20 protein-coding genes are annotated in these 21,672 nt (G+C 68.6%); 6 read left to right on the top strand and 14 right to left on the bottom strand.

The genetic code is table 11. The annotated features are described in order from the left end of the window. Positions 1-4: 4 nt before the first annotated feature. From EV649_RS33545 to EV649_RS33530, 4 genes are all read right to left on the bottom strand, one after another. On the bottom strand, positions 5-256 hold the full coding sequence (locus tag EV649_RS33545; protein ID WP_130387796.1) for an RNA-binding protein: 252 nt from the start codon (positions 254-256) through the stop codon (positions 5-7). 5 nt (positions 257-261) lie between these two features. Further along, positions 262-801 carry a 30S ribosomal protein S16 gene (gene rpsP, locus EV649_RS33540; protein WP_130387665.1) on the bottom strand — a complete coding sequence of 180 codons (540 nt, stop codon included), beginning with the start codon at positions 799-801 and terminating at the stop codon, positions 262-264. A 174-nt stretch (positions 802-975) separates the two neighbouring features. Further along, positions 976-2,319, bottom strand: coding sequence for a 6-phospho-beta-glucosidase (locus tag EV649_RS33535; protein WP_130387664.1), 1,344 nt, complete (start codon positions 2,317-2,319; stop codon positions 976-978). Continuing rightward, positions 2,316-3,068: a DeoR/GlpR family DNA-binding transcription regulator gene (locus EV649_RS33530; RefSeq protein WP_130387663.1), complete on the bottom strand. Its 753-nt coding sequence runs from the start codon at positions 3,066-3,068 to the stop codon at positions 2,316-2,318. The genes EV649_RS33535 and EV649_RS33530 overlap by 4 nt, the downstream gene beginning before the upstream one ends. Positions 3,069-3,193: 125 nt before the next feature. Between EV649_RS33530 and EV649_RS33525 the strand changes: the two genes are divergently transcribed. The 4 genes from EV649_RS33525 to EV649_RS33510 are packed head-to-tail and all read left to right on the top strand — an operon-like array spanning position 3,194 to position 7,197. Further along, on the top strand, positions 3,194-4,141 hold the full coding sequence (locus tag EV649_RS33525) for a PfkB family carbohydrate kinase (protein ID WP_130387662.1): 948 nt from the start codon (positions 3,194-3,196) through the stop codon (positions 4,139-4,141). 4 nt (positions 4,142-4,145) lie between these two features. Beyond that, the gene (locus EV649_RS33520) at positions 4,146-5,435 is read left to right on the top strand and encodes an extracellular solute-binding protein (RefSeq protein WP_130387661.1); all 1,290 of its coding nucleotides are present in this window, start codon (positions 4,146-4,148) and stop codon (positions 5,433-5,435) included. Then, positions 5,432-6,373 (top strand): sugar ABC transporter permease, encoded by a 942-nt coding sequence (locus tag EV649_RS33515; protein ID WP_130387660.1) that lies wholly within the window; start codon positions 5,432-5,434, stop codon positions 6,371-6,373. The genes EV649_RS33520 and EV649_RS33515 overlap by 4 nt, the downstream gene beginning before the upstream one ends. Next, complete coding sequence (locus EV649_RS33510) at positions 6,370-7,197, top strand: carbohydrate ABC transporter permease (protein ID WP_130387659.1); 828 nt, start codon at positions 6,370-6,372, stop codon at positions 7,195-7,197. Before EV649_RS33515 ends, EV649_RS33510 begins: the two co-directional genes overlap by 4 nt. On the opposite strand, the gene EV649_RS33505 is transcribed toward EV649_RS33510, so the two are convergent. Beyond that, the gene (locus tag EV649_RS33505; RefSeq protein ID WP_130387658.1) at positions 7,163-9,322 is read right to left on the bottom strand and encodes a caspase family protein; all 2,160 of its coding nucleotides are present in this window, start codon (positions 9,320-9,322) and stop codon (positions 7,163-7,165) included. The two genes, EV649_RS33510 and EV649_RS33505, sit on opposite strands and share 35 nt — an antisense overlap. Further along, a complete protein-coding gene (locus tag EV649_RS33500) occupies positions 9,285-9,668 on the bottom strand; it encodes a hypothetical protein (protein ID WP_130387657.1) in 384 nt (127 codons plus the stop codon). Before EV649_RS33500 ends, EV649_RS33505 begins: the two co-directional genes overlap by 38 nt. Positions 9,669-9,797: 129 nt before the next feature. Here EV649_RS33500 and EV649_RS33495 point away from each other — a divergent pair, with 129 nt between their 5' ends. Both EV649_RS33495 and EV649_RS33490 read left to right on the top strand, forming a co-directional pair. After that, positions 9,798-9,992 carry a hypothetical protein gene (locus tag EV649_RS33495; protein WP_130387656.1) on the top strand — a complete coding sequence of 65 codons (195 nt, stop codon included), beginning with the start codon at positions 9,798-9,800 and terminating at the stop codon, positions 9,990-9,992. A gap of 22 nt (positions 9,993-10,014) precedes the next feature. Continuing rightward, positions 10,015-11,364 (top strand): flotillin family protein, encoded by a 1,350-nt coding sequence (locus EV649_RS33490; RefSeq protein WP_130387655.1) that lies wholly within the window; start codon positions 10,015-10,017, stop codon positions 11,362-11,364. Between the two features lie 50 nt (positions 11,365-11,414). On the opposite strand, the gene EV649_RS33485 is transcribed toward EV649_RS33490, so the two are convergent. The 8 genes from EV649_RS33485 to ffh all read right to left on the bottom strand — a co-directional run bounded on the left by EV649_RS33485 (position 11,415) and on the right by ffh (position 21,664). After that, entirely contained in the window at positions 11,415-12,533 is a 1,119-nt protein-coding gene (locus EV649_RS33485) for a S1 family peptidase (RefSeq protein WP_130387654.1), read from the bottom strand. Positions 12,534-12,619: 86 nt separating this feature from the next. Continuing rightward, positions 12,620-13,258, bottom strand: coding sequence for a response regulator transcription factor (locus tag EV649_RS33480; RefSeq protein ID WP_130387653.1), 639 nt, complete (start codon positions 13,256-13,258; stop codon positions 12,620-12,622). Continuing rightward, positions 13,249-14,481: a histidine kinase gene (locus tag EV649_RS33475; protein WP_130387652.1), complete on the bottom strand. Its 1,233-nt coding sequence runs from the start codon at positions 14,479-14,481 to the stop codon at positions 13,249-13,251. The genes EV649_RS33480 and EV649_RS33475 overlap by 10 nt, the downstream gene beginning before the upstream one ends. 60 nt (positions 14,482-14,541) lie before the next feature. Then, on the bottom strand, positions 14,542-15,870 hold the full coding sequence (locus tag EV649_RS33470; protein ID WP_130387651.1) for an N-acetylmuramoyl-L-alanine amidase: 1,329 nt from the start codon (positions 15,868-15,870) through the stop codon (positions 14,542-14,544). 111 nt (positions 15,871-15,981) lie between these two features. Then, on the bottom strand, positions 15,982-17,076 hold the full coding sequence (locus EV649_RS33465; RefSeq protein WP_130387650.1) for an amidohydrolase family protein: 1,095 nt from the start codon (positions 17,074-17,076) through the stop codon (positions 15,982-15,984). 24 nt (positions 17,077-17,100) lie between these two features. Next, the gene (locus EV649_RS33460; RefSeq protein ID WP_241999028.1) at positions 17,101-18,285 is read right to left on the bottom strand and encodes a lytic transglycosylase domain-containing protein; all 1,185 of its coding nucleotides are present in this window, start codon (positions 18,283-18,285) and stop codon (positions 17,101-17,103) included. A 266-nt stretch (positions 18,286-18,551) separates the two neighbouring features. Then, positions 18,552-19,907 (bottom strand): lytic transglycosylase domain-containing protein, encoded by a 1,356-nt coding sequence (locus EV649_RS33455; protein ID WP_198682830.1) that lies wholly within the window; start codon positions 19,905-19,907, stop codon positions 18,552-18,554. Positions 19,908-20,107: 200 nt separating this feature from the next. Next, a complete protein-coding gene (ffh, locus tag EV649_RS33450; RefSeq protein WP_130387648.1) occupies positions 20,108-21,664 on the bottom strand; it encodes a signal recognition particle protein in 1,557 nt (518 codons plus the stop codon). Between the last annotated feature and the right edge of the window lie 8 nt (positions 21,665-21,672).

Here is a 21,672-nt window from a genome sequence, read left to right as displayed (position 1 = left end):
CGAGTCAGCGGCGCGGGCGCCGGTTGAACTCGTCGACGAAGTCGATGCGCAGGGACGACTCGGAGCTGAGGGCGCCGACGACGGTGCGGATCGCGGTGGCGGTGCGGCCGTTGCGGCCGATCACCTTGCCGATGTCGTCGGGGTGGACGTGCACCTCGAGGGTGCGGCCACGCCGCAGCGTCCGGGCCCGGACGCTGACGTCGTCGGGGTTGTCCACGATGCCTCGGACCAGGTGCTCGAGCGCCTCGGTCTCCATCATCGTCAGGCCTCGGTGGTCTCGGCCGCAGCCTCGTCGGCCTTCGGCTCGTCGGCCTTGGCCGCGGCCTTCGCGTCGTCCGCCTTGTCAGCCTTGTCAGCCTTCGGAGTCTCGTCGGCCTTCGGCGCCTCGGCGGCGGCCTCTTCCTTCTTCTCGGCCTTCTTCGCCGTCTTCTTGGCGGTGACCGCCTCGGTCTTCAGCGAGCCGTGGGCCTCGGCCAGCGCCTCGTTGAAGATCTCCTGCTTGTCCCGCTTCGGCTCGGCCACCCGCAGCGGCGCCGGGGCGTCCAGGCCCTTGAACTTCTGCCAGTCGCCGGTCGCCTTGAAGAGCGCCTCGACGGCCTCGCTCGGCTGCGCGCCGACGCCCAGCCAGTACTGCGCCCGCTCCGACTCGACGCGGATGAACGAGGGCTCGGTCTTCGGGTTGTAGATCCCGATCTCCTCGATCGCGCGGCCGTCCCGCTTGGCGCGGGCGTCCATCACGACGATGCGGTAGTGCGGGGTGCGCTTCTTGCCGATGCGCTTCAAACGGATCTTGACTGCCACGTTTGTGGGGTCTCCCTTGGAAATTACTGTCTTGATGAACTGCACGACGCGTCGTGGGGACAACGCAGTGACAGCTCGATGGGCCGGCCGGGCAGTGGAGTTAGAGGGCTGCACGAACCTGGACGGACTCAGCAGGCCATTGTGCCAGAAACCACGCTGCCCAACCAATTGGCCTCAGGGACGTAGATAGGCCAGGTTCGGGAGTTGGTCGACGTACGTGTCCAGGAGGCTCCGGGCGACCGTCACCGAGTCTACGAGCGGGTGGTAGGCGAAGGCCTTCACAGCGGTGGCCCGGGAGGCAGTGGTGGCAGCCTCGATCGTGGCACGCTCGACAGCCTTCACAGCACTGACCAGACCGGCCTGATGATCGGTCAGTTGCGACAAGGTCACTGGCAGTGCCCCGTTGGCGTCCACGGTGCAGGGGATCTCCACCACGGCGTCGTCGTCGAGGTGGTGCAGTACGCCGCGGTTGCGGACGTTCAGGATCAGCGAGGCCCGCTCGTTGTGCGCGATCGCCCGCATCAGCGACAGCGCGACCTGCTCGTACCCACCGGCCGCCATGTCGCGCTCGTCTCGCTCCCCCGCGTCCGCGACCTCACGGCTTTCCACCATGTACGTCGACTCGCGCTCGGCCCGGGTCTTCTGCCACAGCTCGAACGCCCGCTCGGGGTGCTCGCCGGTCTCGGCGTAGAACGCGGACTGCTGCTCCAGGAGGAACGTGCCACGCGTCTGCCGCACCCCTTGTACGGCGGCCAGCGTCTCGCGCGCGAAGTAGTAGTAGTGCAGGTACTCGTTCGGAATCGACCCCAGCGACCGCAGCCAGTCCTCACCGAACAGCCGGCCCTCCTCGAAGGAGGCCAACGCGTCAGCCGACTGCAGCAGGTCCGGCAACCGGTCCACGCCGCCAGACCGCAGCCCGCGCAGCCATCCGAGGTGGTTCAGACCGGCGTAGTCGTAGAACGCAGTAGACGGGTCCACACCGAGTGCCAGCGCCGCCCGGCGCCCCAGCCCCGACGGGGAGTCGCAGATGCCGATCACCCGGTCGCCCAGGTACGGAATCATCGCCTCCGTCACCATCCCGGCCGGGTTGGTGAAGTTGATGGTCCACGCTTCCGGAGCAACCGCCGCGATCCGCTGAGCGATCTGTATGGCAACCGGGAGAGTCCGCAGCCCGTAGGCGATCCCGCCGGCGCCGACGGTCTCCTGCCCCAGTACGCCGAGGCCTAGGGCGACTCGCTCGTCGACGGTGCGCCCCTCGAGGCCGCCCACACGGATGGCCGAGAAGATGAAGTCGGCGCCGCGCAACGCCGTATCCAGGTCGGTCGTCTCCGTCACGACCGGGGGCCGCTCTGAGCCGGCCGCCTGCTGGCGGAGGACCGCGGCGATGGCGGACAGGCGGGATGAATCGGCGTCGTACAGGACAACCGAGGTGATCCGTCCAGGCCCACCGTCTCCGAGCAACGCGTGGTACACGAGCGGAACCCGGAAGCCGCCCCCACCCAGGATCGTCAGCTTCACGCCAGAACCACCTCTACTCCAGCTTCGGTCAGTTGGGCACGGGTTGCCGCGTCGGAGTCAGGTTCGGTGACGACGATGGAGAGCTCTCCCGGCTCGCACACCCGGGCGACGCCGTGGCCCGGGAACTTCGTCCGGTCCGCGAGCAGGACCACCCGGTCGGCGGCGTTGATCATCGCCCGCTTGACCGGCACCTCGATCATCGTGCTGTCCATGACCCGGCCGTCCGGCCGGACCCCACTGGTCCCCAGGAACAGCCAGTCGACGTGGATCTGCCGCAGGCTCTCCTCGGTCAGGTAGCCGACCAGCGACCGGTAGCTGCGCCGTACGAACCCGCCCAGCACGATCAGCTCGATCTGCTCGTCGTACTGCAATTCCTCCAGTACGGCGAGATTGCTGGTCACCACGGTCAACGACCGCCCGTGCAGGTGCTGTGCGACCCGGAGTGCCGTCGTACCGATGTCCAGCAGCACCGACTCGCCGTCGGCGACCAGCTCGGCAGCACGTAGCGCGATCCGGTCCTTCTCCTCGGCATGGACGGCGTTGACGTCCGCGAACGGCTCGTCACCGCCGTCGACCGCGAGCGCACCGCCGTACACGCGGGTCAGACGACCCTCGGCGTGCAGTTGCTCGAGGTCGCGCCGGATGGTGGCCTCGCTGACGCCGAGCTTCCCGGCCAGCACCTTGACGCCCCCGGCCCCGTCGGCCCGGAGCGCGCGGACTATCTGATCCTGACGCTGCTTCGGCAACACAGAGAGACCGTATCACGCAAACTCCGTCATTTTCAGTCAATCTTCTGATCAGGTATTGCGGATCCTGAGCAAGAGTTTCAAGATTCATGCACGAGTTTGATCGACCCTGCAGGAGTGTGCCAAGCATGCACGAGCTGGACGTTGTGGTGTCCGGTCTGGTGTTCCAGGACCTGGTGCTTGGCCTGCCCACCGCACCGCGTCCCGGCACCGAGGTCTGGGCCACCGAGTCGCACGAGAGCCCGGGCGGTATCGCGAACTTCGCGGTCGCGCTCGCCCGGCTCGGTCTGCGGACGGGCATGGCCGCCGTCTTCGGGGCGGACGCCGACGGTGACCGCGTCTGGACGTACTTGACCGCCGAGGGCATCGATCTGACACTCTCCCGAAGACTCGCCGGCTGGCAGACGCCCCTCACCGTGGCCCTTGCCTACGACAACGACAGGGCACTGGTCACCCGGGGTACCCCTCCCCTGCTGTCAGCCGACGAGCTGATCACCACGCCGCCGGCTGCTCGAGCCGTCGCCGCCCACATCGGATCCTGGCCGAACGAGTGGCTGGCGAAGGCGAAGGCGGCCGGCAGCGTGGTGTTCGCAGACGTCGGCTGGGACCCGACCGAGCAGTGGGACCCGGCAGTGCTCGACCAGCTCCAGCACTGCGACGTGTTCCTGCCGAACGCCGACGAGGCCATGCAGTACACACGGACGGACTCACCAGAGCAGGCCATGCGCCAGTTGGCGGAGCAGGTGCCGCTGGTGGTCGTGTCCAACGGCGCTGCGGGCGCGACTGCACTCGACGCGAGTACTGGCGAGCAGGTCGTCGTACCTGCGTATGCCGTCCCGGCGGCGGACACCACCGGGGCGGGTGATGTGTTCGCCGCCGGTTTCATCGCCGCCACGCTCTGGGAGCTGCCGCTGGCGCAGCGGGTGCGGTTCGCAGCACTCACCGCGGCGCTCTCTGTCACCCGGCTGGGTGGTGCGGACGCCGCACCGCGCTGGGCGGACCTCGTGGCCTGGCAGGCCGCGCATCCCGAAGACCACCACCTCCAGGCGCTGATCAGCGCACACTCAGGAAGGTAGAACCATGGAGCTCTCACGTCGGACATTGCTCGGGGGCTTCGCAGCCGTAGCAGGCGGGTCGCTGGTCGGCTGCTCGTCAGGAATGAACAGCACCGATACGCCGGCCAAGAAGAACGTCGCCACCGAGCTCACCATGTGGTGCTGGCCGGGCGGTCTCGGCAAGTCGGTGCTGGACGACACGATCACGCACTTCCCGGACCCGAAGATCAAGTACTCCGAGATCGGCGGCGACTTCAAGCAGAAGCTGATCACCACCTTCAACGGCGGTACGTCGATCCCGGACATCACCGGCCTGAAGGGCGAGGACATCGCGTCGCTGCTCCCCCAGGCCGAGCGGTTCGTGGACCTGAAGACCGTCGGCGCGGACTCGATCCTCGGCGACTACCTGGAGTGGAAGGTCAAGCAGGCCACCACGCTGGACGGCAAGGTCATCGGTCTGCCGATCGACGTCGGCCCGACCGCGCTGTACTACCGCGAGGACGTCTTCGCGGCGGCCGGGCTGCCGAGCGACCCCGCGAAGGTGGCCGAGCAGCTGAAGACCTGGGACGACTTCTTCGCCGCCGGTGTCCAGCTGAAGGCGAAGAACCCGAAGGCGTTGCTGGTCTGGGACGCCACCGACCTCTACGACATGGTCGTCGGCCAGGGCACCGAGCGGTACATCTCCAAGGACAACAAGTTCATCGGCGACCAGGACCACATCCGCAAGGCCTGGGACACCTCGGTCAAGGCGATGACGATGAAGATCGACGGCAAGACGCCGAGCGGCTCGCCGGACTGGAACGCCGGCCTCGACCAGGGCACGGTGCCCGCGCACATCGGGGCGGCCTGGGTCGCGCTGGACATCAAGTCCGCGGTGAAGAAGACCGCGGGCAAGTGGCGGCTCGCGCCGACGCCGGGCGGCCCGGCGAACTTCGGCGGCTCGTTCCTCGCGATCACCAAGAACGCCGCCGATCCGCAGAAGGCGTTCGACGTGATCAAGTACATGCTCAGCGCCGACAACGAGGCCAAGGCGTTCGCCGACGCGCAGATCTTCCCGTCGACGCCGGCGGCGTACGACAAGCCGCAGCTCAAGGCGGCCGACACGTTCTTCGGCGGCCAGGTCCCGATCGACATCTTCGGTCCGGCCGCGAAGGAGATCCCGGTCGCGTACCAGAGCCCGTTCGACGACTCGGTCGCCGCGCCGTTCCACGACGAGCTGAAGACCGTGCAGTCCGGCGCCAAGACCTCGGACGCGGCGTGGTCCGCCGCCGTCTCGAAGGCGAAGGCGATCGCCAAGCGCCAGGGAGTCCAGTGACCGGATTGACAACAGTGCGGACTGCGCCACTGACCGGATCCTCTACCGGTCAGCGGCGCGGTCGAAACGTCTGGTCGTACTGGCGGTTCTACCTGGCGCTGTCGCCGTTCTACGTCCTGTTCGCGGTGTTCGGGTTGTACCCGATGCTGTCCACGATCTTGCTGGCGTTCCAGCGCTGGGACGGCCTGAGCGCCCGCAGGTTCACCGGGCTGGACAACTTCGCGTTCCTGGTCAAGGACCCGACGTTCTGGACGGCGCTGGAGAACACCGTCGTACTGTTCCTGATGTCGACGGTCCCGACGCTGGTGCTCGCGCTGCTGCTGGCGGTGATGCTGCAGTCGGCGGTCCGGTTCACCAACGTGTACCGGATCGCGTACTTCATCCCGAACGTCACCTCGCTGGTCGCGATGGCGATCTTCTTCAGCTCGATCTTCAGCACGAACTTCGGTCTGGTGAACGCCGCGCTGCGGTCGCTCGGCATCCCGCAGCAGGACTGGCTCGGGCAGCCGTGGGGTATCAAGATCGCGATCTCCACGATGATCGTGTGGCAGTGGGTCGGGTACAACACGCTGATCTACCTGGCCGGTCTGCAGGCGATCCCGAAGGACCAGTACGAGGCCGCCAAGGTGGACGGCGCGGGAGCGGTACGGACGTTCTTCTCGATCACCTTGCCGCAGCTGCGTCCCGTCGTACTGTTCACCGTCATCATGTCGACGATCGGCGGACTGCAGACGTTCACCGAACCGCAGGTGATGGTCGGCAACAGCGGCGGCACCGGGCAGAGCGGGATGACCGTGGTGCTGTTCTTCTACCGGGCCGCGTTCCTGGACAACGACTACGGGTACGCCGCCGCAATCGCGCTGAGCATCTTCGCGCTCGTGTTGTTGTTCACGGCAATCAACTGGCGGATCTTCCGTGGACGGGGTGAGGACCGATGACGCGGTACCGGCTGCGCGGCGTCGCGCTGCATGCGGCGCTCGTGCTGGCGCTGCTGGTGTTCATGTTCCCGTTCGTGTGGACGATCGTGATGGCGTCCAACACGACCGCGGACATCTACCGCTTCCCGCCGAAGTTCAGCTTCGGCGGCCATTTCGGCGACAACGTCCGTCAGGTGCTCGAGAACGTCGCGTTCTTCCAGTCGATGGCGAACACCGCGGTCGTGGCGATCTCGACCACGTTGCTGGTGCTGTTCTTCGACTCACTGGCGGCGTTCACGTTCGCCAAGTTCCGGTTCCCGGGGCGGAACGCGTTGTTCGTGATCCTGCTGGCGACGATGCTGCTGCCGGCGCAACTGGCCGCCGTACCGCAGTTCCAGACGATGGCGATCCTCGGCTGGGTCGGCTCGCTGAAGGCGCTGATCATCCCCGGCGCGGCGAACGCGTTCGGCATCTTCTGGATGCGTCAGTACTTCAAGAACTCGATCCACGACGAGCTGATCGAGGCCGCGACGCTGGACGGCTGCGGCTTCTTCGGAACGTACTGGCACGTCGCGCTGCCGTCGGCGCGGCCGGCGCTGGCGTTCCTCGGCATCTTCACGTTCGTCGGTTCCTGGAACGACTACATGTGGCCGCTGATCGTGCTGACCAACCCGGACCACGTGACGCTGCAGGTCGCCCTGTCGACACTGAACCGCTCCCACGGCGTGGACTACAGCATGGTGATGACCGGCGCGCTGCTGGCGATGATCCCGCTGGTGATCGTGTTCGCGATCTTCGCTCGCCAGTTCATCAAGGGCGCGACTGAAGGCGCAGTACGCGGCTGAGAACTCCGGCTACGATCAGCGCGCTGCCCAGCAGCGCGGCGAGGAAGACGACCGGTGCGTCCCCTCCGGTCAGCGCAGGTACGGCGGCAATCGCGCTGATCACGGCGTACGTCGTCGCTGTGGCGACAAGCCAGGTCAGGGCCCGTGCCTCGACAGCGGCCAGTGCGAGCCATGCCAGGGCGACGACCACGACCGGCTCGAGCACGGCCAGGACCGTGACGTCGACGAAGGCGAAGCCGTCTGGATGATTGATGAGCCCACTCGCCAGCAGGAGGATGCCGCCGGCAACGACCAGGGCCGCGCTCCGGACCGGCACCGGCCGGAGGCGCCATCGCTCGGGCCTCAGCACGACGAGGAGTACGGCGGCCAGGACCAAGCCGATCCCGAGCACCGCGAGCCAGGACCACGGCGTCTCGGTGTCGTTCTCCCAGATGCCGGCACCGAGGATCAGGATCGCGTCCTGGAGGACGCCGGCGACCGCGCCCGCGACGACACCGAGAGCGACAGGTCCCGCCCACCGGGAGATCAGGCTTACCACGAGTGCTGTGACGGACGACAGGAAGACCGGATCGTGCCAGCTCCGGTACACGTGCCAGCCGGTCGTCTCGACGTCGTACCACAGATTGCTCGACTCGGCCTCACCCGGCCAGTTGATCCCGATCAGGAGCACCGACCCGACGATCAGTACGGCGATCAGCCACCAAGGAGGTCGACCTGTCTCGACGGCCGGCTCGGGGAGCGGCCCGGCCTGTGGTGGCTCGGTCTGTCGTGGCTCGGTCTGTGGTGGCTCGGGTACGGGAGCCGGCCGGGGTACGGGCTCCGGCTCCGGCTCGGGCGGCGGCGCCGGCGGTTCGGACTCGGTGTCCGGCAGCGTCGCGCGGACCGGGATCGTGCGTTCGCCGATCGGCCCGCTGAGGATCACCGACGCATCGCCCGCCTCGTCGGCGCGGACCCGGACGATCGCACCGTCCTGCTCGACCTTCAGCCAGGAGACACTCGCCGACGCCGAGGCCGTCAAGGCGATCGGCGGTCCCTCGAGCCGCAGCTCCGCCGTCTCGCCGGTGAGCTCCACCTCGGGCGGCGTGACGACCAGCTCGGCTCCGGCGATCGCGCCGGCCACCGCGTCGGAGACCCGGCGGCTGTCGTCGCCGATCATCCGGTGCAGCGCCTGCCAGGCGGCGTAGGCCTGACCGAGGTCGGCGTCGTACAGACGTTCGCGCAGGTAGTCGACCACGCCGAACCTTGCTGCCGGCAACGGACTCTCCATCGCCTCGAGCAGTGCCGGAGCGAGCGGAGCGGGAGTGATCCGACGGACCCGGCTGCGGGCGATCAGCAGCTCGCCCTGCGAGCCGAACGTCCACATCTGCGGGTTCTGGTTCGGCGTGACCCGGTGAATCCGGTCGGTGACGTACCCGACCAGCTCGCTCAGGCCCACCCAGCCGTCACCGTCCTTGTCCGCCTCACCGGTGCTCAGACCGTCCACGACCGCGCCGGTGAAGACCGACGGCGCCGGCTTCGCCGCGTCGGTCGCCAGTTGGCCACCCTCGAAGGCGTACTCCATCGCGCTGGACGCCGTGACGATCACGCGACCTCGACCACCGCCGACCTCGGCCTGGCCCGCGAACGCGTCCCGGACCTGCGCCTCACCGGCAGCGCGGACAACCATGCCCCGTGGGAACGCGCCGCCGTAACAACAGTCGAGGAACAGCGCGATCCGCTGCGCCCGGCTGTCCGCCATCTGCCGGTTGACGAAGTCCGCGGCCACAGCGGTCGACGCGAGCCGGGCCGGCTTCGTGTCCGCGACCGCCAGGAACAGTTCACCCGCCGCGTTCTTGAGCCCGTGGCAGGAGAAGTGCAGCAACAACAGGTCCTCGGGCGCCCGATCCGCGAAGAAGTCCTCGACGGCGAGCCGGATCTCCTGCGCGGACTCGTTGTGCAGCACGCGGACCTCGAAGCCCCCGACCGACGGATCCGCCAGCACCTCCGCGAGCGCGGCAGCGTCCTGCGCCGGCGCGACCAGTCGCTTCAGACCGGGATCGTCGTACTGATCGTTCGCCACCACGAGCGCGACGCGCGAACCGTCCATCTCACACGTCCGCCCCGGCATGCCGGCGTACGAAGGCATCGACCAGCTGCTGCTGCAGCTCGTCGCTGGTGCCGGTCAGCTCGATCACGTCGTTGTCGATGGTGAGCTTCACCGTCCGGCCGTCCCCGGCCCGCCGCAGCCATTCCCGCACGACAGCCACCACCGAACCGAGTACCTGCAGACCTGGGGCGAGCGAAACACTCAGCACGCCGGCGATCGCGGCCAGCGCGCCGCGAGTCCCGTCCGGCGCTTGGCCTTCGCGATATGGCTCGACCGCGCGGACCTCGAGGGACAACAGCTCCCGCCGCAACAGCAGTGCCAGATCCTCGAGGCGCGCGTCGTCCGCGCCCTCCTCGGCGACACCCACGAGTACGTCGTGGCCCATGGCCCCCTCCCCCATCCCCCAGGCCGAACCGACTCCTCCACCATCCTCCTGCACCGACCCGGCGACAAGACGCACAGCCAGCTAGCATTCGGGGAACTGCAGCAGCCGGACGTGCGTCGGAGGGGCAACATGGTAGGCAAGCGGGGGCGGGTGATCGGCCGGATCGCACCCGGGATCGTCGGCGAGGTGATGTTGCCGGTCCGGGGTGCCACCGAGGCCTTCTACGCTTACCCGGCGACCGACGAGGTGCTCGAGGTGGGGACGCAGGTCGTCGTCGTCGACTTCGACCCACCCCGCACCGTGTACGTCGCTCGCGCCATTTAATTGAAGTTCCCTTGGAGGGGAAATGCTCTGGACGTACCTGATCATCGCGGCGATCGCGGTGGTCGTCCTTCTGATCCTGTTCCGGATGGTCTGGCGGGTGGCGGAGCCGAACGAGGCGCTGATCATCTCCGGCCTCGGCGCGCACTCGAGCACCGAGCAGGTCAACGAGACCCTCGGTTTCAAGATCGTCGTCGGCCGCGGCACCGCGGTGCTACCGGGTTTCCAGACGGTACGGCGGTTGCCGCTGGACATCCGCGCGACGCCGCTGACCGTGACGTGTGTGTCCAGCCAGGGCATCCCGCTGCACATCAAGGGCGTCACGGCGTACAAGGTCGGTGACGACTACGGCTCGATCGCGAACGCGGCCCGGCGGTTCCTGGAGCAGAGCGACGAGCAGGTGATGAGCACCATCCACGAGCTGTTCGCGGGTCATCTGCGGGCGATCGTCGGCTCCACGACGGTCGAGGAGATGCTGCACGACCGGGAGACGCTGACCACCAACATCCGCGGCTCGCTGGCCGGGGACATGGAGAAGCTCGGCCTGGTGGTGGACTCGCTCCAGATCCAGGAGATCGACGACGAGTCCGGCTACATCAAGAACCTCGGCCGTCCGCAGGCCGCCGCGGTCGAGGCCGCGGCCCGGATCGCGCAGGCCGAGCGGGACCGGGAGGCGACCGAACGCGAGCAGGCGGCTGCCGCGAAGAAGGCCGCGGCCGTCCGGGAGAGCTCGATCGCCCAGGCCGGTTACCAGGCCGAGGTCGACCAGGCGAACTCGAAGGCATCCCAGTCCGGTCCGCTGGCCGAGGCGCTGGCCCGCCAGCAGGTCGTCGTAGCCGAGACGGAGACCGCCAAGCTGAACGCGTCGCTGTCGGAGAAGCAACTGGAGTCCACGGTGCTGAAGCCGGCCGACGCCGAAGCGTACCGGCAGCGCACGCTGGCCCAGGCCGCCCGGGATGCGCAGATCGCGGCCGCCGAGGCGAACGCCCGGGAGGTCCAGCTGCGTGGTGAGGCGCAGGCGAAGGCCACCGAGCTGAACGGTAAGGCCGAGGCGTCCGCCGTACAGGCCAAGGCGATGGCGGAAGCGGCCGGTATCAAGGCGCGCGCCGAGGCGCTGGCCACCAACACCGAGGCCGTCGTCGCGCAGCAGCTGGCCGAGGCCTACCCGGCGATCGTCACCGCCGCGGCGAGCTCGTTCGACAAGGTCGGCAACATGGTCGTGCTGAACGGTGCCCAGGGCATCGAGGACACCCTGGTGAAGACCATCACGATGGGAGGTTCCGGCTTCGCACTGGCCAAGCAGCTGATCGATTCGCTGGCCACGAAGAAGGACGAGACCCCGAAACTGGAGCCGGTTCCGGACGAAACCGCCTGACAATTGGCACCTGTGGGATCCCCTTGCACGCAAGGGGATCCCACAGTCCGTTAGGCGGTGTGCAGGGTCAGGCCGTACGCCTGCAGGATCTCGTTGACCGGCTGGAACCACGTCTCGCCGCCGCTGCTGCAGTTGCCCCAGCCGCCGGACGTCACGCCCTGCGCCTGGTCACCGGTGATGAACGACCCACCGGAGTCGCCGCCCTCGGCGCAGACGCTGGTCTTGGTCGCGCCGTAGAACAGCTGGCCGTTGCCGTAGTTCACCGTCTCGTTCTTGGCCAGGATCGACCCGCAGTGCCAGTGCGTCGTCGAACCGCTCCGGCACACCGACGAGCCGATCGGCGCCTCCCACGACCCGCGGACCAGCTGGTCGCTCACCTGTCCCCAGCCGAGCACGACCGGTACGGTCCACCAGCCGTTGCCGACCGAGACCCACCCGTAGTCGTTGCCGGGGAACGACCAGCCCTGGAACGACCCGATGGCCGAGCCGTCCCAGCCGCTGACCGTGCCGCTGCGACCACAGTGTCCGGCCGTGACGAATCCGCCGTACACCGAGAAGCCGATCGAGCAGCGGATGTTGCTGACGTAGTACGGGTCACCGCCGACGGTGCCGGCCGCGAAGGTGCGTGGCGCCTGCGCCGCGACCTCCTTGACCGTGACCGCTCCGGCCTTGGCGACCTTGGCGACGAACGCGTCGACGGCCTGGGAACGCTTGCCTGCTTGGACGTTGATCACCACGCTGCCGGTGCGCGGGTCGGCAGCCCAGCCGCTGACCGCAGCAGGCACCGCTTTGCCGGCCAGCTTGTCGACTACTGCCTTCTGCTGATCCAGCGCCTTTGCCGGCACCGGTACGGCGGCCACTTGCGCACCTGTGGCGCGTACTGCGGCCGCGCGCGCTGAGCCGACCACGCCGACGACCAGCTTCTGCGTGGTCGCGTCGTACCAGGCTCCGCCGAACGCGGCGCCGGCCGCTTTCTGGGCCGCGGGCAACAGCTTGGCCGCCGAGGTCTCGGCGGCCAGGCGCTGCTGCATCTGCTGCTCGGTCAGCCCGAAGTCACGTTGCATGGCGGCAGACTGGCCGGGCACAGCCAGCGGCTCTGGTGCTGCCAACGCCTGCGCGGGCACAGTCAGGACAGCCGCCGTGAGTACGGCGGCCAGTAGGACCTTCATCGGAACTCTCCTCACCTAGGGGCGGTTCGGTGGATGAGAGCGCTCTCAGGTCGAGAGTGGCCTACGTTGTCAGGCGCGTCAAGAGTTCAGAGTCCGAGGTAGGCGAGAACGGCCAGGACACGGCGGTGGCCGGAGTCGGTCGGCGGCAGGTCGAGTTTCAGGAACACGTTGCCGACATGCTTGTGCACCGCGCCGTCGGAGATGACCAGCTTCTCCCCGATCGCGGTGTTGCCGAGGCCTTCGGCCATCAGTGCGAGTACTTCGCGTTCGCGCGCTGTGAGCCGGTCCAGCGGGCTGCTCCGCTTCACCATGAGCTGGCGGACCACCTCCGGGTCCAGCACAGTCCCTCCGCCCGCAACCCGGCGTACCGCTTCCAGGAACTCGTCGACGCGGGACACCCGGTCCTTCAGGAGGTAGCCGACCCCTTCGCTACCGGCCGCCAGGAGCTCGGCGGCGTACACCTCCTCGACGTACTGCGAGAACACCAGCACCGGCAGCCCCGGCCGGACGCGTCGGGCCTCGATCGCGGCGCGGAGACCCTCGTCGGTGAAGGTCGGTGGCAGCCGTACGTCGACGATCGCGATATCCACCTGGTGCTCGTCGATCGCCTTGGCGAACTCGTCCGCGTCGGTGGCGACGGCGGCGACCTGGAAGCCGGAGTTGTCGAGCAGCAGACTCAGGCCCTCCGCGAGGATCGGATTGTCCTCGAGGATGATCACCCGCACGGAAGGATCACCTCGACGGTGGTCGGCCCGCCGATCGGACTGTTCAGCTCCATGTGACCGTCGATCGCCTGCACGCGATGGAGCATGCCATGCAGACCGCTCCCCCGGCCCAGCAGGTCGGACTGCTCGCTGACTCGCGCTCCGCCGATCCCGTCGTCCGTGACCGCCAGGTAGAGCTCAGTACCGCGTCGCTCGAGCTGTATGTCGACATGTCCCGCAGCACTGTGCTTGGTGATGTTGGTGAGGGACTCCGCGACTACGAAGTACGCGGCGGCCTCTACTGCTGCCGGGACCTCACCCAGCTCGCCGATGCGGAGCTCAACCGGTAGCGGGCAGCGAGCAGCCAGTGCGGAGACTGCCCCGGTCAGACCGCGGTCCGCAAGGATCGGTGGGTACATGGTCCGCAGTACGCCGCGCAGCTCGGTCATGGCCTGCTCTGCGCCGTCACGGGCGTCGTCCAGTAGCTTGGCGGCCCGCTCAGGGTCGTCAGCCATCATCTGCTTGGCAACGCCGATCCGCATCGCCAGCGACACCAGCTGCGCCTGCGTGCCGTCGTGCAGGTCTCGCTCGATACGGCGCAGCTCAGCGCCGTGTGAGTCGACAGCACCTGCCCTGCTCTTGGTGAGCTCTTCGACGCGCTGCTCCAGCTTGGCTGTCTCCAGCTGCTCCTGACTCGGTGCGAGTGTCCTCAGCACCGTCCGGGCATGGCCACGGGCCACAGCGGGCGCTACCCACCCCAGGAAGCCCAGACTGACCAGGATCTGCATCGGACCGTTCGTGAGCGCCTCGAGCCAGCTGTCCACCCCGACGCCCATCAGGCTGAAGTTGCCCGGGTCAAACTTCCACAGCAGCATGCCGAGCACCGCTGCAGGCGCACCGACCACCGCGATCACTGCGACGAACAGCTCCGGGATCATCACCACTGGCATCAGCAGGCAGCGCAGACTCCGCTTGAACGACTTGTCCCGGAACAGCGTCACCACGTCCCCAGGCCGGCGGGGCAGCGCGGGTGGCAACGGCTCTGCCTGCGGCTGGCCGAGGTACTTCGCCGCGCGATCCCGCTCGCTGTTGGCCAGCCGCACCAGACCGCCGGTGAAGGCGGGGATCAGCCAGCCGAGCAGCAGGGCGTTGGGCAGTGCCAGCAAGAGCAGCAGCGACCGCACGTACCGGATCGCCAGGTACCCACTGGCCCGGCCGCCGCGCGCAAGGATCTTGGTCAACATGCCTCAATCCTCCGCCAGGCAGCCGGACCTGTCGGTACAGCAGGCTCTACCTTTCGACTTCTAGCAGTCCGGTACGCCGGGCAGCTTCGCGTTCGGGTCGTCGATGTAGATGTTGGTCATGTAGCCCTTCTGGTCGCGCAGCTTGGCCCACCAGTTGTTGGTGTAGCCGCCGGCGGTCACCGTGTCGCCTTGGACCTGGCACTCGACGAACACCCGGGTCGGGCCGGCCAGCGTGGTCACGACCGACGCGGACAGCTTCGGCGCCGAGCGGACGTTCACGCCGCTGCCCCAGGTGGTGAAGTTGTACTCCGGCGGGTTCGGGTCGCCGCCGTTCACCAGCTGCATGTAGTAGTCCCAGTTCCAGTTCGGTCCCGGGTCGGTGTGGTCGTTGTTCGGCATCTCGCTGTGGCCCTTGATGTGGGCCCGGTCCTTCGGGATGCCTCGCCGGTCGGCGATGTTGCGGGTCAGCGCCGCGGACGAGCGATACATCGCGTCGGTGAACCAGGACGGCTGGTCGACGTACCCTTCGTGCTCGATGCCGACCGTGTACGGGTTCTCGGTCCGGACGTGCCAGGCGGTGTCCTTCTCGGCCACCATCTGGGTGACCTCGCCGTCGCTGGAGCGGACCACGTAGTGCGCGCTGACCTGTGCGGACGGGTTCTTGAACCAGCTGATGGTGCCGGCGTACGAGCCCTGGGTCACGTGGATCACGATCGTCGTGATCGCCGCGGTCCGGCCGACGCGGTAGTTGCTGGTGCTGGCCGGGTTCCAGATCGCGCCCGGGTAGTCGACGGCGGCAGTCCCGAGCGGCGCGGCCTTCGCGTACGCGCCACGGTCCGGTGTGACCCTCTTCGGGTCCGTCGAAACGCCTGCGGTGCGGACGCCGCGGGCGATCACGCGGTAGACCTCGTCGGTGTACAGCCGCGCGGTCGGGGCGTCGGCGGAGTGCGAGTACTTCGCAATCACGCCGTACCACTTGCTGAGGTTGTCTCTGTCGGTCAGCTTGGCCTGATCGGCGTAGGAGTCGAGCACGGCTGCGGCGCCGAGGATGTTCGAGGTGTCGTCCTTGGACAGCTCGGCGACCGGCACCCCGGTCAGTTTGCTTGCTTCGGACATCGTCTTGTTCACGTTGTTGCTGGCCAGGTGCATCACGCCGTAGCCGTTCGCCTGGCTCGGTGTGCCGTTGTGGCCGTCGAGATGCGTCTCGGCGAAGCCGACACCGATCAGCACTTCCCGCGGTACGTCGTACTTCGCGGACGCCGTCTTGAACGCGGCCGCGAGGTCCGGTTGACCGGTGGGCTGCGCCGGCTCGGCGGCGTTGCTCGGAAGGGCGGTCAGCGCGAGTGCGCCGACGGCCAGGACTGCGGGTATCAGGGCAGTTTTACCCATCGGGGCGGATTCCTTCCCGTGTCTGGTCCGCCGAGGGGCGTCGGCGGTCCCGAGAGCCACGCTAAGGGAAGATCTTCCGTTCCATCCAGTGTTTGAGTGAATTGTTTCCCGTCACCGGGAGAAGACGACGTTTCCACGCAGTGCGATCAGCCGCGGATGCGTCAGTACGGCGGGATTCGCGCGCGGATCCTCGTCGTACACGACCAGATCGGCCGGATCGCCGAGGCGCAGCTCGCTGGGCGCACCGAGCCAGGCGCGGGCCGCCCACGACCCGGCGGCGAGCGCCTGCTCCCCCGACAGGCCGATCTCGGTGAGCGCCTGCACCTCCTGCGCGACTAGTCCGTGTCCGAGGACACCGCCTGCGTCGGTCCCGGCGTACACGGGGACGCCTGCCTCGAACGCGTCCCGCAGCCGGTGCAGGCGGCGCTCGTACAGATCGCGCATATGGGCCGCGTAGATCGGGAACTTGGCCGCGGCCTGGTCGGCGTACTGCGGGAAGTTCTCGAGCTGGATCAGGGTGGGTACGACGGCCACCTGACGCTCGGCCATCTCGCTGAGCAGGCTGGGCTCGATGCCGGTGCCGTGTTCGAGGCAGTCGATGCCCGCGGCCAGCAGATCCGGGAGGGCGTGTTCGCCGAAGACGTGCGCGGTTACCCGGGCGCCGAGCTCGTGGGCGCGTGCGATCGCGGCGTTCAGCGCTTCGGCCGGCCAGCACGGGGTCAGATCGCCGGCGTCGCGGTCGATCCAGTCGCCGACGAGCTTCACCCAGCCGTCACCACGGCGGGCCTCCTGCTCGACATACGCGACCAGTTCGTCGGGCTCGATCTCCCAGCCGTAGTTCCGGATGTACCGCTTCGAGCGGGCGATGTGCCGGCCGGCGCGAATGATCTTCGGCAGGTCCGCGCGGTCGTCGATCCAGCGGGTGTCGACCGGCGAACCGGCGTCCCGGACGAGCAGCGCACCGGCCTCGCGGTCGGCGATCGCCTGCTGCTCCTGGATCTCCTCGCCGACACCGCCGTGCTGGTCGAGGCCGATGTGGCAGTGCGCGTCGACCAGACCCGGCACGATCCAGCCGCCGGTGTGCACGGTCGTCACATCAGCAGCGGCGGGCCGGTCGACGACCAGCCCACCGCTGAGGTGAAGCTCCTGCTGCTCACCGGCCGGCAAGACGGTGCCGACCAGCCTGAGTACGCCGGAATCACTCATGGAGCGACCGTATCCGGCGAACTGTTATCCGTGCGAGCCAGTGCCTGGTGTGCAGGTCGGGGTGGTGGTCTCGTTGCCGGCGCACGGCGATCCGGACGGGGTGGCCGTCGGGGTCGGTGTGGGCGTCGGGGTCGGGGTCGGCGTCGGCGTGGGGGTAGGAGTCGGGGTCGGCGTCGGCGTCTTCGTCGGCGTCTTGGTGGGGGTCTTCGTCGGCGTCGTCGTCGGCGTCCGGGTCGGCGTCTTCGTCGGCGTGTCCACCGGCTTCGGCAGCGTCGGCGTCGCCCACGGCGTGGACGGCGGCACCGCGGTCGGCGTGGTCGTCGGCACCGCGGTCGGGGTCGGCGTCGGCGTCTTGGTGTCGTCCGGCACGTCCGGCACGTCCCGCGGGTCGACCCGGCGGTCGGCGTTGCCGTCCGTCTTGGCGCTCGCGATGTTGCCCTTCGCGTTCGGCACCAGGACCGCGTTCTTGCTGTAGACGCGCATCCACTTCAGCACAGTGGCGACGAAGTCCTTGGAGTGCTGGTAGCGGAGCAGAGCGGCGACCAGGTCACGCGGGCTGCGCAGGTCGTCGCCCTCGGAGCAGAGCACGACAGCGACCGTGGTGACCGCGTCGTACACGTTGTTCGGGTTGCGGTAGCCGTCACCGTTGCCATCGGCCCCGTACTCGTCCCAGACCTGCGGGATGATCTGCATCGGGCCGACCGCGCGGTCCCAGGTCGAGTCCGCGTCGTACTTGCCCTTGTCGGAGTCGGTGATCCGGCCGTTGCCGTGCCGGCCGTTCAGCACCGGGCCGAGGATCCGGCCGCGGGTGGTGCCGGCCACGTCGACGCGGCCGCCGCTCGCGTGGTCGGACTCGACCTTGCCGACCCCGGCCAGCAGCGGCCAGGTCAGCCCACAGTTCGGCCGCACGACCGCGAGGTTGGCGGTGGCGCGGCGGTACGCGGGGAACACCCCGCGCGGGATGCCGTTCACGGCACCCGGACGCCCGGGACGGACGACCGATCGGCCGTCGGTGGCCCCCTGCACGGGGACGTCGGCGCGGGCAGGTTTGTCGGATCCGAGCCGGCCGTCCACTCCGGGACGCTGCGGCACGATCATCGTCAGTTCGTCGAACTCACCGCTGTTCAGCCCGGCCCCAGGCGATGGGGCGACCGGGTTGCCTGCCGTGAGCGGTCCGGAGGCACCGGCTCCGCCCGAGGCGACGGTCACGATGGCCCCGACCAGGAGCGGGGCCGTACACAATGAAGCGATGATGATTTTGACCCGACGGTTACCACTACGGGTTAGGCGCATAGCCCCTTCAACGAACCATGCGCCAGAAAGTTACATCAAGACGACGCAAAGTTACGGCGCCCAGAAACCCCTCGGAAAACCGGCACCGAGGTAACGATCGCCGCTACCTCACACTACCGAACGTCAGCGACCGGACACCAATCGCTGAGGTCGATCCCGGACGGGGCTGCCGGCAGGCGGGCTCAGCCGGCAGCCGGGGCGTCGCTCGGGCTGGACGCCGGCTCGCTCGGGTTCGACTCCGGGGCGGTGGAGCTGCACGGGCTCGGAGTCGGCGTGGGCGTCACCGTCGGCGTGGTGGTCGGCGTCCCGGTCGGAGTCGGCGTCGGCGTACAGGTCGGGTCGGTCGGAGTCGGCGTCGTCGGCGTGGTGGTCGTCGGCGTGGTCGTCGCCGGTGTGGTCGTGGTCGGCGTCGACGGCGGCGGGCTCAGCGGTGGCCTGGTCGGCTTCGTCGTCGGGTTCGTCGTGCCGGGACTGTTCGTCACGGACGGGGTCGGCGTCGTCGAACCGGTCGCGCTCGGGCGAGGTGACGTCGGGACGGTCGTCGGCCGCGTGGTCGCCGGCGCCGTGGTGGGCACGGTGGTCGGGACTGTCGTGGGCGCCGACGTCGGTGCGGTGGTCGACGTCGAGGTCGTCGTACGGGTCGAATCCCGCTCGTCGTTGTTCCCGTCGTCGTCCGGTGCGTCGATGATCCCCGGCTTGTCCGGGATCGTCACGGTGTCCTTGCTGTACGTCTGCATCCACCGCAGGACCGTCGACACGTAGTCCATCGAGTGGTTGTAGCGCAGCACCGCCTGGACCAGGCCCTGTGGGTCGGACAGGTTCGCGCCGCCGGAGCAGAGGTAGTCGCCCGCCGCCCGCGACGCGTCGAACACGTTGTGCGGGTCCTTGAGCCCGTCACCGTTGCCGTCGGCACCGAACGCGTTCCAGGTGCCCGGCACGAACTGCATCGGCCCGACGGCGCGGTCCCACGTCGCGTTCCCGTCGTACACGCCCTGGTCGGTATCGGCGATCGACGCCATCCCGGGGCCGCCGTCGAGGACCGGGCCGAGGATCTTGCCGCGGGTGTTGCCGTTCGCGTCCACCTTGCCGCCGCTGGCGTGCCCGGACTCGACCTTGCCGATGCCGGCCAGCAGCGGCCACGTGATGTGACAGCCCGGCATCGACATCGCGAGGTCGCGCGCAGCCTTCTGGTACGCCGCCAGCACGGTGCCCGGGATCCCCGAAGCGTCCCCGAACACGCCGGGGATCGGCTTCACGGTGCCGTCCGTCGTCCCCGTGATCGGGACCTGGACGGTGGACTTCTCCTGGGTCGGCAGGCTGCCGTCGACACCCGGCTGGTTCGGCACGGCGTCGGCCAGATCGTCGAACACCGCGTCCTGCCGCGGGGCGGCCAGCGCGTGCGCGTCGACGATGAACGTGTTCGAGGTGACTCCGCCGACCACGAACACGGCGACCATGGCGGTGGGCGGAGCCAGGCAGACCCAGGTGGCGGTCAGCTTTCCCCGCCACGTGTCCAGGTTCTTGAACTGCTGCCTCATCCGAACCGTCCTCGACGCATTCCGCAGGTGGTGTGTCTCTCGGGCGTAGGGTCGATCTTAGCCGTCACCGGGTCGTCGACAACCGCTGACGGTGCGCCGCTCCCCACCGTCACCGGGTACCGGCCAGCGCTGTTCAGGCGTCGGCCGCCCAGAGTTCACCCCTACCCACCAAACCGCTGATGTGCCCTTTCGGGAAGGGTTCAGTTGCCGCCGAGCATCTTCTTCAGGTCGTCCGGCAGCTCGAAGTCGCCGCCGTCCTGCCCACCGAACGCGGCCGGCAGCTGACCCGGCTGCGGGGCCTGCGGCTGCTGGTTGCCCTGGTTCGCCCGCTTGGCGGGGTTGCCGGAGCCGCGCTTCTTGCCCTTCTTCTGCTGCTGCTTGGCCTTCCGGCCGCCGGCGCCCATCCCCGGCATGCCCGGCATCCCGGGCATTCCCGGCATCCCCTTGCCGGACGCCATCGCGGACATCATCTTGCGGGCCTCGAAGAACCGCTCGACCAGGCCGCTGACGGTCGACACCTCCGTCCCGGAACCCTTCGCGATCCGGGCCCGGCGGGAGCCGTTGATGATGTTCGGGTCGTTCCGCTCGGCCGGCGTCATCGAGTGGATGACCGCCTCGATCCGGTCGATCTCGCGCTCGTCGAAGTTCTCCAGCTGGTCCTTGAACTGGTTCGCGCCCGGCAGCATGCCGAAGATCTTGGTCAGCGGTCCCATCTTCCGGACCGACTGCATCTGGGCGAGGAAGTCGTCCAGGGTGAAGTCCTTGCCACCCTTCTTCTGCAGCTTGGCCGCGGTCTTGGCGGCCTCCTCCGCGTCGAAGGAGCGCTCGGCGGACTCGATCAGGCTCATCACGTCGCCCATGCCGAGGATGCGCGACGCCATCCGGTCGGGGTGGAAGACGTCGAAGTCCTCGAGCTTCTCGCCGTTGCTGGCGAACATCACCTGGCGGCCGGTGACCTGCGCGATCGACAGCGCGGCACCACCCCGGGCGTCACCGTCGAGCTTCGACAGCACGACACCGTCGAACCCGACTCCGTCCAGGAAGGCCTGCGCGGTGGTGACCGCGTCCTGACCGATCATCGCGTCGACGACGAACAGGATCTCGTCCGGGCTGACCGCGTCGCGGATGTCCGCAGCCTGCTTCATCAGCACTTCGTCGACACCCAGCCGGCCGGCGGTGTCGACGATGACCACGCTGTGCTGCTTGGTGCGCGCCTCGTCCATCGCCCTGCGGGCGACGTCGACCGGGTCACCGACGCCGTTGCCGGCCTCCGGCGCGAACACCGGTACGCCGGCGCGGTCACCGACCACCTGCAGCTGGGTCACCGCGTTCGGCCGCTGGAGGTCGGCGGCGACCAGCATCGGGGTCTGGTGCTTGGTTTCCTTCAGCCACTTGGCGAGCTTTCCGGCCAGGGTGGTCTTACCGGCACCCTGCAGACCGGCGAGCATGATCACCGTCGGCGGCCGCTTCGCCATCCGCAGCTCGCGGGTCTCGCCGCCGAGGATGTTGACCAGTTCCTCGTTGACGATCTTGATGACCTGCTGCGCCGGGTTCAGCCCGCCCCGCACCTCCGCCCCGGCGGCACGTTCCTTGACCGCCGCGATGAACTCCCGCACGACGGGCAGCGCGACATCGGCCTCCAGCAACGCGACCCGGATCTCCCGGGCGGTCGCGTCGATGTCGGCGTCGGTCAGCTTGCCCTTGCCCCGCAGATTCTTGAACGCGGTGGAGAGCCGATCGGAAAGCGTGTCGAACACGAGAAACA

It is taken from the genome of Kribbella sp. VKM Ac-2569, from assembly GCF_004216905.1.
Lineage (GTDB): Bacteria > Actinomycetota > Actinomycetes > Propionibacteriales > Kribbellaceae > Kribbella.
The sequence above is the reverse complement of the archived record's forward strand: the minus strand, read 5'-3'. Positions and strand labels throughout refer to the sequence as shown.